14 protein-coding genes are annotated in these 16,837 nt (G+C 69.1%); all 14 read right to left on the bottom strand.

The window, feature by feature from the left end:
• Positions 1–111 precede the first annotated feature (111 nt).
• Entirely contained in the window at positions 112–1,485 is a 1,374-nt protein-coding gene (locus tag ZRA01_RS17665; RefSeq protein WP_141354666.1) for a tetratricopeptide repeat protein, read from the bottom strand.
• On the bottom strand, positions 1,482–1,811 hold the full coding sequence (locus tag ZRA01_RS17660) for a hypothetical protein (RefSeq protein WP_141354663.1): 330 nt from the start codon (positions 1,809–1,811) through the stop codon (positions 1,482–1,484). Before ZRA01_RS17660 ends, ZRA01_RS17665 begins: the two co-directional genes overlap by 4 nt.
• Before the next feature lie 113 nt (positions 1,812–1,924).
• Positions 1,925–2,977: a M35 family metallo-endopeptidase gene (locus ZRA01_RS17655; protein ID WP_170183017.1), complete on the bottom strand. Its 1,053-nt coding sequence runs from the start codon at positions 2,975–2,977 to the stop codon at positions 1,925–1,927.
• Between the two features lie 12 nt (positions 2,978–2,989).
• Complete coding sequence (gene tssH, locus ZRA01_RS17650; protein ID WP_141354659.1) at positions 2,990–5,764, bottom strand: type VI secretion system ATPase TssH; 2,775 nt, start codon at positions 5,762–5,764, stop codon at positions 2,990–2,992.
• Positions 5,765–5,771: 7 nt separating this feature from the next.
• Positions 5,772–6,836 (bottom strand): type VI secretion system baseplate subunit TssG, encoded by a 1,065-nt coding sequence (gene tssG / locus ZRA01_RS17645; RefSeq protein WP_141354657.1) that lies wholly within the window; start codon positions 6,834–6,836, stop codon positions 5,772–5,774.
• Positions 6,812–8,686: a type VI secretion system baseplate subunit TssF gene (tssF, locus tag ZRA01_RS17640; RefSeq protein ID WP_141354655.1), complete on the bottom strand. Its 1,875-nt coding sequence runs from the start codon at positions 8,684–8,686 to the stop codon at positions 6,812–6,814. Before tssF ends, tssG begins: the two co-directional genes overlap by 25 nt.
• 10 nt (positions 8,687–8,696) lie before the next feature.
• Positions 8,697–9,203, bottom strand: a complete 507-nt coding sequence (tssE, locus tag ZRA01_RS17635) for a type VI secretion system baseplate subunit TssE (protein ID WP_246093732.1) — start codon at positions 9,201–9,203, stop codon at positions 8,697–8,699.
• A 3-nt stretch (positions 9,204–9,206) separates the two neighbouring features.
• A complete protein-coding gene (locus ZRA01_RS17630; RefSeq protein WP_141354653.1) occupies positions 9,207–10,025 on the bottom strand; it encodes a type VI secretion system accessory protein TagJ in 819 nt (272 codons plus the stop codon).
• Between the two features lie 25 nt (positions 10,026–10,050).
• Positions 10,051–10,545: an Hcp family type VI secretion system effector gene (locus ZRA01_RS17625; protein ID WP_141354651.1), complete on the bottom strand. Its 495-nt coding sequence runs from the start codon at positions 10,543–10,545 to the stop codon at positions 10,051–10,053.
• 154 nt (positions 10,546–10,699) lie between these two features.
• On the bottom strand, positions 10,700–11,185 hold the full coding sequence (locus ZRA01_RS17620) for an Hcp family type VI secretion system effector (protein WP_141354649.1): 486 nt from the start codon (positions 11,183–11,185) through the stop codon (positions 10,700–10,702).
• A gap of 186 nt (positions 11,186–11,371) precedes the next feature.
• On the bottom strand, positions 11,372–12,865 hold the full coding sequence (gene tssC, locus ZRA01_RS17615) for a type VI secretion system contractile sheath large subunit (protein ID WP_141354647.1): 1,494 nt from the start codon (positions 12,863–12,865) through the stop codon (positions 11,372–11,374).
• Positions 12,866–12,953: 88 nt separating this feature from the next.
• Positions 12,954–13,463 (bottom strand): type VI secretion system contractile sheath small subunit, encoded by a 510-nt coding sequence (gene tssB / locus ZRA01_RS17610; RefSeq protein WP_141354645.1) that lies wholly within the window; start codon positions 13,461–13,463, stop codon positions 12,954–12,956.
• Positions 13,464–13,541: 78 nt separating this feature from the next.
• Positions 13,542–14,597 (bottom strand): type VI secretion system protein TssA, encoded by a 1,056-nt coding sequence (gene tssA, locus ZRA01_RS17605; protein WP_170183016.1) that lies wholly within the window; start codon positions 14,595–14,597, stop codon positions 13,542–13,544.
• Positions 14,598–14,712: 115 nt separating this feature from the next.
• On the bottom strand, positions 14,713–16,837 hold a 2,125-nt coding region (locus tag ZRA01_RS21300; protein WP_218028747.1), incomplete at its 5' end, for a hypothetical protein.

Below are 16,837 nucleotides of genomic sequence, written 5' to 3'. Positions count from 1 at the left end.
AGCGGCGTGACAAGCTTCACCAGCCTGACGACTTTCAACGGGATCATGGCAGCCTCCGACCTCGGTGCGTTATTTTTTCATCATACACCAAGCAGCCCGGGCGCGGCTGCGTCAGGCGGCCCGGGCGACGACGATCAGGCCATGCACGGGCTTGCCCCCTTCGGTGCGCAGCACCGCCGGGTCGAGCCCGAGCACCGTAAAGCCGGCGCCCTCCAGGCAACGCTGTACGTAGGCCGCCGAGTGGGCATAGCGCCCGTTGGGGTTGAGCAGGTGGCCGTCCGGCGCGCGGTCGCCGGCGTCCTCCACCGAGAAGCCGAACAGGCCGCCCGGCCGCAAGGCCCGTCGGGCGCCGGCGGCGACGGCTTCGAGGGGGCCGAAATAGCACAGGGTGTCGGCCGAGAGGATAACGTCCCAGGCGGCGGCCTCGTCGGGCATGGCGAGAAAGGCGCCCAGCTCGATGCGGTAGAGCTGGTCGTAGCAGCCCTTGCCTTCGGCCTTCTGGAGCATGCCCACGGATAGATCGACCCCGGTGAGGCGGGCCGCGTGGGGCTTGACCAGCGGCCCGCACAGGCCGGTGCCGCAGCCTGCGTCGAGGATGTGGAGCTGCGCGGCCGGCGGCGGCAGGTGGCGGCCCAGCGCGTCGGTGACCAGCTGGGGCGCCTTGTAGGCCAGGCGCTGCTGGAGCTGCTCCTCGAAGCTGTCGGCGAAGCGGTCGAAGGTCTCGACGATGAAGGCGTCGTCGGCCCGCTCGGGCACGCCCTCGCCGGAGCAGGCGGCCAGCATGTGGCGGGCGACGGGGTCGTCGGGCTGCTCCGCAAGCCATTGGCGGAAGACCTCGGCGGCCTCTTTGAGCTGGCCGGTGGCGTAGTAGGCCAGACCGAGCAACTTGTGGCCGTCCGGGTGGCTGGGCATCAGGGTGATCGAGCGGCAGTAGTTCTGCACCGCCGCCTCGATGTTGCCCTGGGCGGCGTGGAGCATGCCCAGGTTGTTGTAGGCGCGGAAGTGCGCCGGGTCGAGCTCGGTGGCGCGGAGGAACTCGGCTTCGGCCTCGAGCGGGTTGCCGGTGACCCGCAGCAGCACGCCAAGGTTGTTGTGGAAATCGGCCCGCTGCGGGTCGAGCGCCAGCGCCCGGGCATAGCTGTCGGCGGCCTCCGCGACGCGGCCGAGGGCCGTGAACACATTGCCCAGGTTGCTGTGGAAGTCGGGGTAATCGGGCACTCGGGCGGCCGCGCGCTCGAGCAGCGCCACGGCTTCGTCGGCGCGGCCGCGCTGGAAGGTCAGCAGGCCGAGGTAATGCAGGGCATCAGGGTGCTCGGGCGCGCTCTGAAGGACCCGCCTGTAGAGCGTTTCGGCAGCGTCGAGCTGGCGGCTGCGCTGCAGGCCGATGGCGTAGCGGACGGCCTCGTCGAGGCTCAGCTCGGTGGCGGCGGGGGGCGGAGGCGCCGAAGTGGACGCTGCGTCGCGGCGATCGGAGGGCGCCGTCATGGTGCGGGCTGGACCGCTGGGCCGGCGAGGTCGACGATGAAGCGCTCGCCACGCTCGTTCTCGATCAGCAGCGCGCCGCGTCCGGCCACACGCTCCATGCGCGAGAAATACACCTCCTGGACATCGCCTTCGATCTGCGGGTCGATGGGCACATCGTAAACGCTCACGACCCACCGCCGCCCTCCGGTGGCCACCTCCACGGCCGCCAGGTAGCCGCCGTTGCGCGGCAGGCCGAGCTTGCGGCCGTTGAGGACCTGCTCGTAACGGACACCGTCGATCTCGACGGGCGGCAAACGCGGCGGGGCCGCACGGCTGGCATGGATCATGGACGTACTCCGGGGCGTACTGGGGAGCGGGCCCGCCGGCTGGGCGCAGGCGAGCAGGGGCAGAAAGGCGCAGAACAGCATCGGCAAGCGCGGCCTGCGCCGACGGGGGAACATCATTGCAGGGCGCTCTGACGGTCGCCGTCGGTGAGGGCGCCGGCCGCGTCGGCACAGAAGAACGCCCAGCTCTCGGCATTGACGATGGCATCCGCCGACGGAAAACCGCCCACCACCGGCTTGATGCCCTGCCAGGCGTAGAACTTGTCGACGGTCTTCTGTTCGCGGTGGCTCAGCTCGTGAACCAGGATCCTCGTCCAGTTCTTGAGGCCCTTCAGGAGATTGCCGGAACCGAAGAAGGCGCCTTCGACATAGACCACATCGAGCGGCTCGCGCTGGGTGAAGACGAAGGCCTCGCTGTCGGCCAGCGTGCTGCCGCGGGCCTGCGGGTGATCGGTGAGGACGAGGCGCCCGGAGCCCAGCACGCCGAGGATCTTCTTGAAGCCGGGCTGCAGGGTTCCGATGAGGGTGTCGAGCCCCGCCTCATCGGTGTCGGCATCGGCGAACCAGCGGGAGACCACCGCCCGCGCGGCCGCCCGGCCGCGCTCGGCGGGCCCCTGGGCGTCGGCCAGCAGGATCAGCGTCTTCATGCACCACCTCATCGCCTCCTGGGTGCAATCGGAGAGGTGCTTGCGGTCTTCGAGGCTGAAGCGCTCGCCGGGCGCCGCCAGCTTCTGACGCAGCTCGGCCGCCGACGCCGCAGCCAGCTCGGCCGAGGGCCAGTCGGTGAACGAAACCGGCAAGGACAGGACCCACACCTTGTGGCTGCCACGCTGGCGGGCGAGGTAAAGGTGCCGCAGCAGCTTGAGGGCGGCCGCCAGCCCGAACGCCGTGCCGGGGCCGGACGACCGCGGGGAGGCGCCCGCCGCCTCGAGCAGGGCGTCGGCCTCGGTGTGCGCGCTGCCCGCTGCGCCACCACCGGCGCCCGGCTTGCCCCGGACCTGCCTGCGCAGCGCCGTCAGGGCGTCCGCGTGGCTGGCGTGGGGCCCCTCAGCGGCCACCAGGGCCGCCAGGCTGGCAAGCGTGCCCCGCCAGGGCTGGGGAGGCTGGGCCTTGCCGAGGGCATCGGCGGCCTTCTGGTATTCGTCGGAAAATCGGGTCGAAACCGGCACGGGCATCCCTCTTCAATCGAATCCGTACTGGAAGTCGTTGGCCTCCACGCCCACATGCACCCGCTCGATCGGCTGGCCTTCGAGCATCCGGCGCAGGAACTCCTCGCTGATGCGCGGCAGCATGGTGTTGGTGAGGATCGCGTCGATCATGCGGCCGCCGCTCTCGAGCTCGGTGCAGCGGCTGGCGATGAGCTTCACCACTGCGTCGTCGTAGGTGAAGGGCACCTTGTGGTTGTCGTGGATGCGCCGCTGGATGCGGCCGAGCTGCAGCCGGGCGATGGCGCCGATCATCTCGTCGTTGAGCGGGTAGTAGGGGATGACGACCAGGCGGCCCAGCAGCGCCGGCGGGAAGACCTTGAGCAGCGGCTCGCGCAGCGCGGTGGCCATGCCCTCGGCGTCGGGCATGAGGTCGGGGTCTTTGCACAGCTTGGTGATGAGCTCGGAGCCGGCGTTGGTGGTGAGCAGGATCAGGGTGTTCTTGAAGTTGATGACCCGCCCCTCGCCGTCCTCCATCCAGCCCTTGTCGAAGACCTGGAAGAAGATCTCGTGCACGTCCGGGTGGGCCTTTTCGACCTCGTCGAGCAACACCACGCTGTAGGGCCGCCGCCGCACGGCCTCGGTGAGCACGCCGCCCTCGCCATAGCCCACGTAGCCCGGCGGGGCGCCCTTGAGGGTGGAGACGGTGTGGGCCTCCTGGTATTCACTCATGTTGATGGTGATGACGTTCTGCTCACCGCCATAGAGCGCCTCGGCCAGGGCCAGCGCGGTCTCGGTCTTGCCGACGCCGGAGGTGCCGGCCAGCATGAACACACCGATCGGCTTGTTGGGGTTGTCGAGGCCGGCGCGGGAGGTCTGGATGCGGCGGGCGATCATCGCCATTGCGTGGTCCTGCCCGATGATGCGCTGGCCGAGGATGGCCGGCAGCTTGAGCACCGTCTCGATCTCGTTGCGGGCCATGCGGCCGACCGGGATGCCGGTCCAGTCGGCCACCACGCTGGCCACGGCCTGGAGGTCGACGGTGGGGAGGATCAAGGGGTGCTCGCCCTGCAGCACGACGAGCTGCGCCTGCACGTCGTGGAGGCGGGCCAGCAGGGTGTCGCGGTCGGGAGGCGGCTCGGCGGGGGCAGCGGGCGCCGGGCTTTCGGCAGCTGGAGGTGTTTCGGGCGCGGCTTCGGGAGCGGTTTCCGGCGGGGCCGGCGCGTCGGCGGCAAGGGCCGCATCGGCGGAGTCGGCCGGCTGCGGCTGACTGCTGCCGCGCAGCTTGCCGCGCAGGGCGAGGAGTTCGTCCACCAGCGACTTTTCGTGGTCCCAACGGGCTTCGAGCTCGGCGAGGCGGGCCTGCTCGGCGGCCAGCGCGGCGTCGGCGGCGGCCTCGCGTTCGGCCACGTCGAGGCCGATGTCCTTCTCGCGGGTGATGATCTCGCGCTCGGTTTCGAGGGCGGTGATGCGCTTGCGGCAGTCGTCCACCTCGGCCGGCGTGGCGTGCAGGCTGACCGCCACCCGGGCGCTGGCGGTGTCGAGCAGGCTGACCGCCTTGTCGGGCAGCTGGCGGGCCGGGATGTAGCGGTGGGACAAGCGCACCGCGGCGTCGAGGGCCTCGTCGAGGATCTGCACCTTGTGGTGGGTTTCCAGGGTGCTGGCGACGCCGCGCATCATCAGGAGGGCCCGCGCCTCGCTGGGCTCTTCAACCTGGATCGACTGGAAGCGCCGGGTCAGGGCCGGGTCTTTCTCGATGTACTTTTTGTACTCGGCGAAGGTGGTGGCGCCGATGGTGCGCAGGGTGCCCCGGGCCAGCGCCGGCTTGAGCAGGTTGGCAGCATCGCCGGTGCCCGCCGCGCCGCCGGCCCCGACCAGGGTGTGGGTTTCGTCGATGAACAGGATGATCGGCTTGGGGCTGGCCTGGACTTCGTCGATCACCGAGCGCAGGCGCTGCTCGAACTCGCCCTTCATGCTGGCCCCGGCCTGCAGCAGGCCGACATCCAGCGTGCGCAGCTCGACGTCCTTGAGGCTGGGCGGCACGTCGCCGCGGGCGATGCGCTGGGCGAAGCCCTCGACCACCGCGGTCTTGCCCACGCCGGCCTCGCCGATCAGGATGGGGTTGTTCTGGCGCCGCCGCATGAGGATGTCGACCACCTGGCGAATCTCCTCGTCGCGGCCGACGATCGGGTCCATCTTGCCGGAGCGGGCTTGCTCGGTGAGGTCGGTGGTGAAGCGCTTGAGGGCTTCCTGCTTGCCCAGCTGGGCCGGCGGGATGGCGCCGCTGGCCTCGCCGGGCTGGGCCGCCGAGCCGTCGGCGGCGGACAGGAACTCTTCGGGCGAGCCGGCCACGATCTTCGCGAACTCGTCGGTGAGGGTGTCGCCGCGGATGCGCTCGAACTCCCGCGAGATGGCCATCAGCGCGCCCCGCAGGCTGGGCGTCTTGAGCATGCCGATGAGCAGGTGGCCGGTGCGCACCTGGCTCTCGCGGAACATCAGCGAGCCGTACACCCAGCCCCGCTCGACGGCGTGCTCGACGTGGTCGGACAGGTCCGAGATGGAGGTGGCGCCCCGCGGCAGGCGGTCGAGGGCGTTGGTGACGTCGCCAGCCAGCCGGCCGGCGTCGAGCTCGAAATGGCGGACGATGCGGTGCAGGTCGGAATCGGGTGTCTGCAGGATCTGCTGGACCCAGTGAACCAGCTCGACGTACGGGTTGCCGCGCAGCTTGCAGAACACCGTGGCGCCTTCGATGGCCTTGTAGCCGAGGCTGTTGAGTTTGCCGAAGAGTGCGACGCGGCTGATCTCGCTCATGATCGTGTCACCTGGAAGTTTCGGAGGGATGGGCGCTGGCGGCCCGGCGCAGGGCGCGGTCCACGTCGAGCACCAGGTCGGTGGCGGGCGCTGCGCCCTGGCGGCGCCCCAGCCAGCTGGTGTAGCCGAGCCGTCCGCCCTGGCCGAGGCGCAGCGGCGGCACCGCTTGGCCGTGCAGCACGAGGCGGGCGTCCCAGCTGTATTCGAGCCCGGCGTAATTGCGCACGCAGGCCTGCAGTTGGGCGATGCCGCGCCCGCCGGGCAGGAGCTGGGTGTATTGGGCCAGGTCGAGGGGCCCCAGGCACAGGCGGAACTTGTGCTGGCGGTCCCACACCCGCCGGCCCACCAGGGCGCTGCGGCCGAGCACGTTGCCGGCCCGGCCGAGGCGGGCGTGGTCGCGCGGGCGCACCGCCATCCAGTGCCCGACGAACTGCTCGACACTCACCGGCACCCGGAAGAAGCCGCCGACGAGTTGGCCGAGGCCTTCGGCGTTGCGCACCTGTCGGTTGAGGAGACCCGCGTGATGGAGCTTGGCAAAGTCGGGCAGCGCGTCGCGCCCGCGCAGGCCGGGCAGGCCGATGCCGGCCAGCGCGCCCACGTAGCGGCCGAAGCTGTCGTCGCCGGGGCGGTCGAGGCTGGCGCAGGGCTGGGCCTGGGCCCAGGCGCGGTGGAAGAGGCTCAGGAAGCGGTGGTGGATGATGTCGGCGAAGCGCGCGAAGCTCGGGTCGCCGGCCTGCAGCTGGCGCCCGTAGGCGTATTCGGTGAGGTGCAGCGGCAGCGGGCCGTTGGGCCCGAAGAGGCCGAAGAAACGCACCTCAAGCCGCGGCGGACGGCCGGCCTGGCCGGGCTTGAGCCCCGACAGGGTGGCCGGCGCGAAGCCCAGCGAGACATCCTGGCCAAGGCGCAGCGGCTCTTCAGCGGGGCGCAGCGCGGTGCCGAAGCGCGGCGCGGCGGGGGCGGAGCATTCGATGCGGCGCAGGGCCTGGTGGAAATCCCACGCCCACGGCTCCCGCGCGATGGTGGCGAGCAGTGCCGCGAGCTCGGGCCCTACAGGATCGGTCGGAGTCCGCATCGTGCCGGCCAGTGGATGATTTCGCCCCGCGTGACGGAGCGCAGCACCGTCTCCGTGAAGCTGTTGATGCTCACGTGCCGGGCCAGGAAGCGCTCCAGCACGCAGCCCATGAGAAAGGCGCTGCCGCCTTCGAAGAGCAGCTCGTCGAATTCGAGGGTGATCTCGAGGCCGCGCCCGAAGCACAGCGGGCCGGGCATCGGCAGGCGGCTGATCACTGCCTCGCAGCGCACCGAACGCAGGCCCTCGACTTGCCGGGTCATGCCCACCTCGGCGGTGGTGGCGTAGAGGCCGAGCAGCTCGCGCAGCGCGGCGGCGCCTTCGCGCTCGTTGGTATCGAGGAGCGACAGGTAGTTGAGCGAGAGCTGGCTGATGAACTTCCAGGCCTGGGCGCCCTCGGCCACCGCCGACCAGGGCCGCGACGGGCGCCGAACGCAGCGGATCGCCTCGACGGGGGCGGCGGCCTCCATCACGAAATCGCTGCGCCCGAAGCCGGCCGGCATGATGATCGGCAGGTCGCGGTTGGTGCACCGGGCCAGCACCGAGAGCTGGCGCAGGTCGCTGCGATAGGGTGCCTCGCGGGGGTCGACGAGGGACAGGAAGACTTCGCTGCCGATGTAGCCGGTGCGCGGGCCGCTGCGCTGCTGTCGCTCGGAATGCAGCCGCGGCTCGCGGCGCAGGGCGTAGAAGCCGTGGGGCGGCGGGTCAGCGGCGTAGTGGTCGGCGTAGAAGGGCTGGAAGGATTGCTCGCTCTGCACGCCGGTGCCGTAGCCGGTGACTTCGCAGAGGTCGTAGATCTCGAAATCCATCGGCCGGGTGCGGTCGGGCACCACGTGGAACTCGTGGGCGCTGTCGGCAACCTGGATGCGGTCTATGCGCTTCTCGAAGAGGTTGATCGCCGGCGTGCAGTTGAGCAGGAAGTCGGCCGCGCCGACCACCGGCTCGAGGGCCGCGTCGCCGCGCCCGAACAGGATCACCAGCTCCATCTCGGTGCCGGGGTTGGCCGCCACCGCCTCGGCCAGCCCGCCGATCTCGACGAAGAGGTAGCGCTGGGGAAACGAGAAATACTCTTGCAGCAGGCGGTAGCCGCCGAAGTTGCGGGCGCTCACCGGCAGCAGCGCCTCGGCGTCGTCGAAGGCCGGCAGGCCGATGTGCTCGCGCGGGATGAAGCGGAAGCTGGCCTTGCCGCGCTCGCCGGCGGCATGCAGCACACCGAGGGCCGAGGCGCCGATCAGTTCGAAGAGCTTGTAGGCGACCTCATCGGCGCCGCCGAGGTGGAAGCACAGGGCGTCGATGCCGGTCTGCGCAAAGCTGAGGCCGGCGCTGCTGCGCAGGCGGATCCGCACGCCGCCCTTGCAGGCCCCACCCAGAGGCAGCCCGGCCAGGGGCAGATCGGACGCAAACGAGAAATAGCCGGCCTCGACGACCTCCACCGGCCACAGGGTGAGCGCCCGCGCGGTGCGGAACTCGCAGGCCGCGGTGTCGCCCTTGCCCGGCAGGCTGCGGATGGCGGTGCCGCGGGGCACGGGGCAGCCGGCGGCCAGGTTGGCGTCGGCCAGCACGGGCTGGAACTGGGCCACCAGCATGGCCGGCGTCGGCGCCATGTAGTGGGGGTAGAGCATCTCCAGCAGGCGCTGGGAGAAGCGCGGGAACTCGGCGTCGAGCTTGAGCTGGATGCGCGCGGCCAGAAAGGCCACCCCCTCGAGCAGGCGCTCGACATACGGGTCGTGCACCTCGATGCCTTCCATGCCCAGGCGCCCGGCGATCTTGGGGAAGGCCTGGGCGAACTCGGCCCCCATCTCGCGGAGGTGGAGGAGCTCCTGGTTGTAGTGACGTAGCAGGCGCGGGTCCATGGCGGGGCGCTCAGGCGGCGAGTTCGGCCAAGGCGACCTGACCGGTTTCGAGGTCGACCTCGGTGCGCAGCAAGAGCTCGAGGGGCACCGGCTGGGCCCACACCTGGGCCGAGATGCGCACGCTCACCACGTTGTGCCAGCCGAGCCCGTTGTCGGTGGCCATCGCCTCGACCAGCAGGCTGTTGGGCAGGACGCGCGGCTCGAAGCGCAGGATGGCGCTGCGGATGCCCTCTTCGAGGTCGTGCACGTCGAGGGTGGAGGCGGTTTCGCCGGCGAAGGCCGGCATGCCGTAGTTGAGCACCGAGCGCTCCACCTCGGGGTAGGCCGACAGGTCGTCACCGGCCCCCAGGCAGATGGCGTTCATCAGCGCGGCGAGGTCACGCAGCACGGCGGTGCGCAGCTGGCCCTTGGTGAGGACGCGGGCCTCGCGGGGCTCGGTGAGCACCGTGGGGGCGTCGTCGGTGAGGCGGTCGAGCAGCGAGGGCTGCAGGCGTTCGGTCGAGCTCGGGTCGGCCACGCGTCACTCCCCGCTGTCGGCCGCCGGGGCGATGAGGATCTCGCGCACGTCCATCAGCGGAAACTCGCCCACGTCGGTGGCCAGCACCCGCTGCCCCAGGCCGCTGAACACCCCCGCCGGCGCCTCGACCCACTCGGTGCGGCGGGACAGCCGGACCAGCGGGTCGGGATGCTGCTCGGAGCCCACGTAGCGGGTCGGGATCACGCCGACGCTCTCGCCGCCGTTGGTGAACATGAAATGGGCCGGCATCCAGACGGTGTCCCGCAGGTCTTCGGGCTTGTCGATGACGACGCGGCTGAGGCGGGCAAAGGGCAGCCAGTAGTAGCGCCCATTGATGACCGCCTCGCACACCGGCCCGAGCCGCATGTCGGCATCGGCGATCCAGCTGAAGGCCTGGCCGTCGATGCTGCCGGCGCTCGAAGGGGCGGCCTCGAAGGCGCGCTGGCGCAGGGCTTCGGCGGCATCGGGGCGGCCCTGCCCGGCGGTCAGCAGCGATTCGATGAGCAGCGCCAGCCAGTCGTCGGGCTGGCCGAAGATGACCGGCGAGCGCCGCCCGGCGAACACGTCGGCCCGCAGTGCCTCGCAGTGGAGGGTTTCCCGGTACATCTGGGCCATCGCCAGGGCCGACGCGTCGAGTTCGGCGGCCACGTTGAGCTGGTTGAGGGAGCGCTCCCACTGCCCCTGCACGGCCAGCAGCTGAAAGAGGAAGATGCGCAGCGCCGCGTCGCCGGGGCTGGCGCGCACGGCGCTCTGGAGGAGCTGGAGGGCTTCATCGACGCTCCCCTCCCGGATGGCACGTTCTGCAGCTTGGACTGGGTTCATGGCGTCGGCCCCGGGCTGGTTCAGCCTATGCGTTGGTGTTGATTTCGGTCTCGAAGGTGAGGGTGCCACGCCCGCCGCCGGTCTTGCCCTGGGGGACGTATTCCACCTTGACCTTCTGGAAGCTGAAGGCGAACTCTTCGGTGAGCACGGACGAATCCGCCCCCGCGCCACCGCTCACCTGATGATGGGTCAGGCGCGCCTTCTCGATGGTGATCATGAAGTAATCCAGCGCGTCGGGGCCGCCGGCCTTCCTGACGGTGAGCACCGCCTTCTTGACGAGTTCGTTGTTACGCAGCGCCGACATCAGCGCGGTGCTGGCGCTGTCGACGCCCTTGACGATGCGCAGCTGGTCGAAGCTGGTACGGGCCGTGGCGTTGCCGAAGGCATCGGAGGGGCTGTCCATCCCCCACGACCAGGAGATGACGTCGATCTCGCCCGCGTGGCGTGCGTCGACGGACTCACCCTTGATCGGCCCCTGCTTGGTGCCGTCTATCTTCAGAAACATGTCGCGCAAAGCCATGACGCGAGCCTTTCGATAAGCCGGGCTGCGGGGGCCGCCAGCACTGGTTGGGATGCGTGCAGCGGCTCACCCGGGCGCCGAAGCGCGCCGGAGAAACCGTGGAACAGCTGGGCGCGTCGCGGGCAGGCCGCCCGGGACGCGCCCAGGCAAAGGCTCAGGCCGCGGCGTTGCCGGAGATGTCCCAGGCCGCGATCTTTGCGCCACCTTCCTTGCCGCCCTTGGCGCTCTGCGGCTGGTACTCGAACTTGAACTCGGCAAAGTTGAGCGTCACGTTCTCGGTGAGCCGGTCTTCACCGCCGCTGCCACCCACGCTCACCGCGGTCACAAGCACTTCCTTCATCGTGATCTTGATGTATTCGAGCGGATCCTTGCCGGCCTTGCGCACGGTGAGCACGGCTTCGTCGTAGTGCTCGCCGGTACAGCAGCCAAGGATCAGGGCGTTGCTCGACCCGTCCACGTACTTGGTGAAGGAGAGATCCTGCACGTTGACCTTGCCGCTCCCGCCACCGGGGCCCATGTGGGTGGTGCCGCTCTGCGACATGCCCCAGCTCCAGGCCAGCACATCGATCTCGTCCTTGTGTTTCTTGTCAACCGACTCACCGGTGATCGTCTTGATCTTCATGAACATGTCGACGGCCATTTTGGTCTCCTAGCGTTTGGACAACATATTGAATTGGCAGCCCGCGCACCGTGCACGAGGCCGCACCACCGCTCACACCGCGATCGCCTCGCTCGGAGGCCGCCCGCGACTCGGGTCGGACATGAACACTGCAGGCCGCCGCGCCCCAAACCCGAGAAGTGGCGAGGCGGCCACAAGGGGCCTGAATCAGGCGCTCTTCTGGGTGGGCAGCTTGGAGACGAGACGCAGGGACACCGTCAGGCCTTCGAGCTGGTAGTGGGGCCGCAGGAAGAACTTGGAGCTGTAGTAGCCCGGGTTGCCCTCGACCTCCTCGACCACCACCTCGGCGGCGGCCAGCGGCCGGCGGGCCTTGGTCTGCTCGGTGGAGTGGGCCGGGTCGCCGTCCACGTAGTTCATGATCCAGTTCTGCAGCCAGCGCTCCATGTCACCGCGCTCCTTGAAGGAGCCGATCTTGTCCCTGACGATGCATTTGAGATAGTGGGCAAACCGGCAGCAGGCAAACAGATAAGGCAGGCGCGCCGCCAGGTTGGCGTTGGCGGTGGCGTCCGGGTCGTCGTATTCGGCGGGCTTCTGCAGCGACTGGGCGCCGATGAAGGCGGCGAAGTCGGAGTTCTTGCGGTGGATCAGGGGCATGAAGCCGCTCTTGGCGAGCTCGGCCTCGCGGCGGTCGCTGATGGCGATCTCGGTGGGGCATTTCATGTCGACCCCGCCATCGTCGGTGGGGAAGCTATGCACCGGCAGGCCCTCGACTGCGCCCCCCGACTCGACGCCGCGGATCCGCGAGCACCAGCCGAACTCCTTGAACGAACGGTTGATGTTGACCGCCATGGCATAGGCCGCGTTGGCCCAGGTGTACTTGCGGTGGTCGGCGGCGCCGGTGTCCTCCTCGAAATCGAAGTCATCGACCGGGCTGGTGCGCGCACCATAGGGCAAGCGCGACAGGAAGCGCGGCATGGCCAGGCCTAGGTAGCGGGCGTCGTCGGATTCGCGCAGGGAGCGCCAGGCGGCGTATTCGGGGGTCGAGAAGATCTTGGTGAGGTCGCGCGGGTTGGCGAGCTCCTGCCAGGAATCCATCTGCATCACCGTGGGCGACACGCCGGAGATGAAGGGCGTGTGGGCCGCCGCCGAGACCTTGGCCATCTCGCCCAGGATTTCGGCGTCCTGGGGCGAGTGGTCGAAATAGTAGTCACCCACCAGGCAGCCGAAGGGCTCGCCGCCGAACTGGCCGTATTCTTCTTCGTAGACCTTCTTGAAGATCGGGCTCTGGTCCCAGGCGGTGCCCTTGAAACGCTTGAGGGTCTTGCCCAGATCGCCCTTGGTGATGTTCATCACCCGGACCTTCAGGGTCTCGTCGGTCTCGGTGTTGTTGACGAGATAGCTGAGGCCACGCCACGCGCCCTCGAGCTTCTGGAAGTCTTCGTGGTGGATGATCAGGTTGATCTGCTCGGAGAGCTTGCGGTCGAGCTCGGCGATGATCGCCTCGATCGACTTGAGCACGTCGGCGTTGATCAGCTGGGTCTGGGAAAGCGCCTGCTGGGCCAGGGTCTGCACCGCCCGGCTGACTTCGTCGCGGGCTTCCTCGGACTTGGGCTTGAACTCTTTCTGGAGCAGGGAGGCAAAGTCGCCCCCCTCGACAGCCAGGCCGCTCAGGGCATCTGACTGGATTTGTTGGTCTGCCATTCGAACAACCTCCGCTGCATGCTTGCACCCCTGCCGGGGCATGGGAATCTATCTGCCTTGCTGCAAGAAACCGGGCGTTCGGGCCGGATCAGCCGCCGCCCTGGTCCTGGGGCTTGGGCGCGGCGGCCAGCGACTGCAGCAGGGCCGGGTCGTTGAGCACCTTGGCGATCAGTTCTTCGGCACCGCTCTTGCCGTCCATGTAGGTGATGAGGTTGGAGAGCTGCTGGCGGGCGGTGAGCAGCTTGTTGAGCGCATCCACCTTGCGCGCCACCGCGGCGGGCGAGAAGTCGTCCATCGACTCGAAGGTGAGCTCGACGTTGAGGTTGCCATCGCCGGTGAGCGTGTTGGGCACCTGGAAGGCCACGCGGGGCTTCATCGCCTTCATGCGGCTGTCGAAGTTGTCCACGTCGATGTCAAGGAACTTGCGCTCGGCCACCGGGGCGGGCGCCTCGGCAGGCTTGCCGGAGAGGTCGGACAGCACCCCCATCACGAAGGGCAGCTGGACTTTCTTTTCGGCCCCGTAGAGCTCCACGTCGTATTCGATTTGGACCCGCGGCGCGCGGTTGCGCGCGATGAACTTCTGACTGCTTCCTGCCATTTTAGCCTCCGAGAAACCGATGGTTCTTGCGATGGTTTTTGGATTCCGGGCCCACGGAGCCCGGAACGAAGCCCTGCGTTATTCCTCCTCGTCCTTGTTCAGTTTCTCGCCGACCACCGTCTCGGCCTGGACAAGGCCGTCGGGGGCGAGATCCTGCATCAGCTCCAGAAAGGACATGTTCATCATTCGCTGCGCCCGCCGCAAGACCAGCTGAACCGGGTTGGTGGGCTCGTGCACGGCAAGATAATCGCATAAACGCCCCAAGGTTTGCAGCACATCGTCACGGGAGCGAATTTCGCCGGGCACGGCCACCGCCACCGCCTTGCCCGGACCACCCTGGGATGCAACCGGGACGTCGCCGTCGCCCACCCCTGGCGCCTCACCGGCCCCCGCCGGCACGGCACCGCCGAAGGCTTTCGAAACGCTGAAGAGCGCCGCCTGGAGCAGCTTGAAATCGGGCGCATAGGCCTCGCCCACCCTCTCGCCGAGAATCCGGATGATGCGCCTGGCGCAGGCCAGCGCATCCGCCGCGCACTGGGGCAACCCCGGGTTTTCATCGACCGCCGCCGCGATCAGGCCGGCCAGCTGGGACTCGGTGAGGGCGGCGCCCTCGCCCCCTGCGGGCAGACGCCCCTGCGCGATCTCGATATCGCGGACCCTGAGCTCGCCACGACTCCGCGAGCGCATCAGGTAGCTTGCGCGCAGGTCGCCCACCACGGCTTCCAGCGCCCCGAGGGGCACCAGCGCGTTGAGGCGCATCGTGGGGTCGTCGTTGTCGTCGGCGTCGAGCTCGGGGTGGAGGCCATCCCAGAAGGTTTCGAGCAGTGCTTCGATCAGGGCCAGGCCCTTGACGCCGCCCACGAAGCCTTCGTTGTGGAGCAGCGCCCGGCACAGATACACGGCCACCCGCAGATCCTTGCTACGCGCCAGCAGGCTCTCGGCAAGGCCCTGGACTTCACGCCAGTCGGCGCTGGCGCCCTGGATACGGATCGCCTCGCCGCCGTCCCGGCCGAACTCCTGGTCGGGCGTGGCCCGAGCGGCTTCTTCGAGCTTCAGGAAATCCGCGTCGTATTCCAGGTTCGGGCCACAGGGGCTGTCACTGGAAATCGGCTGCAGCCATTCTTCGATCGTCACATTGCCCCCACCCATGACATCCGACACGCGCCCGACGGCCGGAAACCGCTCCGCCTGCGTTTCCAGTGTAGCCCCACCGGAGCGCAGGGCAAACACCCGATGGCAGATCGCTTCGTCATGGCTGCTGCGGCCCTGCAGCGGGCGCGCAGACCAGCATCTCGCCGATCATCGTGCCGACGCAGCCGCCGGCCGGCGCCACCCCCTGGAAGCGGTCGACGGCGGCCGGCCCGACGCGGGTCTCGGTGATCACGCCCTTGCGCAGCTGGGCCGCCACATTCTCGTTGGAGAAGCCACTCTCGAGCTGCTCCTTGCGCACCTGGTTGAGCAGCTCGGCCACCGCCGACTGCACCGACGCGAAGGCCGACGAATCGAGGATCTCGACCCCATCCACCACCACCATGCGGATCGAGCCGGTCGGCGTGCCCGCCGGGAACACCAGGAAGCGGCGGATCGGCCCCTTCGGATCGACGCCGACCTGGACGCGGGTGTCCAGATAAACGGGCACCGCCCCGGCCGGATCGCCGCGCCGGTAAGGCTCGACGGCGATGGTCTGCAGGAGGCTATTCGCCACCGGTGTCCCGACGTAGCCGAAACTCATCGAGATCGGGTTACCGAGCGAGCCGAAGCTGTAGGTGGCGGAGGTGTCACCAGGCGCGTCGGCGATCACGAAGATCGACGGCAGGATCGAGTAGTTCTGGTCGGGGTTCGGATCGACCCCGGTCCTGATATTGCGGCCATCCCTCATGCCGGTGGCGGCCACATGGGTCTGGATCTTGCCGCCCCCCCCGGCGATCTCCCGGGCCATCAGCATCACGGTGTCACCGTCGATGCCATCCTTGGCTGCCACGCGGATCGTATCGGAGGCCACCACGACCACGGTCTTGTCGGGCGAATCCTGACTCGTGTTGGCCTGGGTGACGGCGGCGAGTGGCCCCTGAATGGTGTTGGTCGTGCCGCCGGCATGGGTCAGCACACGCTGCTCCGACCCGGCCCTGGAATACACCGACAGCAATCCGGCTGGGCCTGTCACGCTGGACTCCACACCGCCAGCGGGCGTGACCTCCACGAGGGCCTCGGCGCTCAGGTCGATGGAACCCTTGCCGGAGGCGCGGAGGCTGAGCGTCGCCTCGGGCTCGGTGGAAATCCGCGTGCCCGCCAGCTGCGAAATGCTGGCCTCATACACCGACAACCTCTGCGGCGTACCCTCGTTCAACTGGACCGACACGCAGGATTGCGAGGTATCACACGGCTTCCCGTTCGATGACGCCAGCACGGTGGCCACATCCGGCACCAGTATCTTGGCCATGTCCGCGTGGGATTCGATCTCAAGCACGCCCTTGCCACGGACGTCCAGCGCACCAAGCGTGATCGCCTGCTCGCTGCGGATGCTGGAGTCGGCGGCCCCAGGCCCCAGGTCGATCTCTCCAGCCAGCACTCCACCAAAAACGTTGCCGCGGTTGGCCAGGACGATGGAATTGGTCACCGACCGCAGCGTGATGTCCAGCTGCGTCCTGCCATCGACTACCAGTGTGCCATTGGCAAGCTGGGACACCGGGCCGCGCGCCGTGAAGCTGCCATCGCCCACCACCCGGGTCGTGCCAAATGTCAGCGCCGCCGAATCGGTGACGAGGCTCGCCGCCGTGCCACCCAGCGTGAGCGCCTGGCCCGCGATGAGCGTGGTGGCGCCGGTGCTGAGCGCAACGTTCAGGCTGTCACGGCTGCGCAGGGCCGTGTCACCGGCCTTCACCGTGACGAGGCCGCCGAAGGTGTTGCTTGCTTCGGTCAGGGTCAGCGTCTGGCTGCCGGCGTCGAAGGTGGTCGCACCGCCGACCTGCAGCGCCTGGCCCGCCAGCTGGGACACCGCGCCACGCGCCGTGAAGCTGCCATCGCCCGTCACCCGGGTCACGCCAAACGTCAGCGCCGCCGAGTCGGTGACGAGGCTCGCCGCACTGCCGGCCAGCGTGAGCGCCTGGCCCGCGGTGAGCGTAGTGGCGCCGATCTGGTCGAGGGCCACGTTCAAATTGTCACTGGCGCTAAGATCCGTCTGGCCGGCCTTGACCGTGACCAGGCCGTCAAATTTGTTGCCCGCTTCGGTCAGACTCACCGTCTGCCCGGTGGCGTCGACGGTGGTCGCGCCGCCGATCTGCAACGCCTTGCCTGTCAGCTGGGACACCGCGCCGCGCACCGTGAAACTGCCGTCACCCGTCACCCGGGTGGCGCCAAATGTCAGCGCCGCCGAG

It is taken from the genome of Zoogloea ramigera, from assembly GCF_006539865.1.
GTDB lineage: Bacteria > Pseudomonadota > Gammaproteobacteria > Burkholderiales > Rhodocyclaceae > Zoogloea > Zoogloea ramigera.
This window is presented reverse-complemented; position numbering and strand designations above follow the sequence as displayed.

Coding starts and splice junctions, on each gene's coding strand:
- tssG (WP_141354657.1), bottom strand. CDS start 6,836: ATGCGGACTCCGACCGATCCTGTAGGGCCCGAGCTCGCGGCACTGCTC.
- tssH (WP_141354659.1), bottom strand. CDS start 5,764: ATGAGCGAGATCAGCCGCGTCGCACTCTTCGGCAAACTCAACAGCCTC.
- ZRA01_RS17630 (WP_141354653.1), bottom strand. CDS start 10,025: ATGAACCCAGTCCAAGCTGCAGAACGTGCCATCCGGGAGGGGAGCGTC.
- tssB (WP_141354645.1), bottom strand. CDS start 13,463: ATGGCAGGAAGCAGTCAGAAGTTCATCGCGCGCAACCGCGCGCCGCGG.
- ZRA01_RS17660 (WP_141354663.1), bottom strand. CDS start 1,811: ATGATCCATGCCAGCCGTGCGGCCCCGCCGCGTTTGCCGCCCGTCGAG.
- ZRA01_RS17665 (WP_141354666.1), bottom strand. CDS start 1,485: ATGACGGCGCCCTCCGATCGCCGCGACGCAGCGTCCACTTCGGCGCCT.
- tssF (WP_141354655.1), bottom strand. CDS start 8,686: ATGGACCCGCGCCTGCTACGTCACTACAACCAGGAGCTCCTCCACCTC.
- ZRA01_RS17620 (WP_141354649.1), bottom strand. CDS start 11,185: ATGGCCGTCGACATGTTCATGAAGATCAAGACGATCACCGGTGAGTCG.
- tssC (WP_141354647.1), bottom strand. CDS start 12,865: ATGGCAGACCAACAAATCCAGTCAGATGCCCTGAGCGGCCTGGCTGTC.
- ZRA01_RS17625 (WP_141354651.1), bottom strand. CDS start 10,545: ATGGCTTTGCGCGACATGTTTCTGAAGATAGACGGCACCAAGCAGGGG.